This window comes from Bacillus sp. Xin1 (genome assembly GCF_013314535.1).
Lineage (GTDB): Bacteria > Bacillota > Bacilli > Bacillales > Bacillaceae_G > Bacillus_A.
The window spans coordinates 1-450 of record NZ_JABUAE010000181.1; the positions used below are offsets into that span (position 1 = coordinate 1).

Genomic DNA, 450 nt, shown 5'->3' on the forward strand with positions numbered 1-450 from the left:
CGATTGGACGAAGCATGGCGTATAAAATACTTAGAAATACAGCAGCAGATTTCGGGTTAGATGAAATAGGAACTCATACATTACGTAAGACATTTGGATACCATATGTACATGCAAACAAAGAATATCGCTTTGCTTATGGAGATATTTAATCATTCATCTGAAAGAGTTACGTTAAGATATATTGGTGTGAACCAGGATGCAATGGATAAAGCGATGACTAAGTTTAAAATTTAGTCATCGCTTATTATTTATACAGCTGAGCAGGAAGAAGACAAAAAGTATCGAATGAATGTATTTAAATAGTACTGTTTGCTTTTGGTATGAATATTAGTTAAAGATACGTTAATTACATTCCAATCTGTAACAAAAAAGGCCATTAAATAACAGAGGGAGCAACTTACATGGAAAATATATTAAAGGTATCGTCAAAATCAAGTCCAAATTCAGT

1 protein-coding gene is annotated in these 450 nt (G+C 32.2%); it reads left to right on the forward strand.

The window, feature by feature from the left end; all coding sequences use genetic code 11:
- Window positions 1-236 (forward strand): tyrosine-type recombinase/integrase (locus HRG09_RS28415; protein ID WP_174104110.1); only part of this gene is annotated, 236 nt, incomplete at its 5' end.
- Window positions 237-450: the final 214 nt, after the last annotated feature.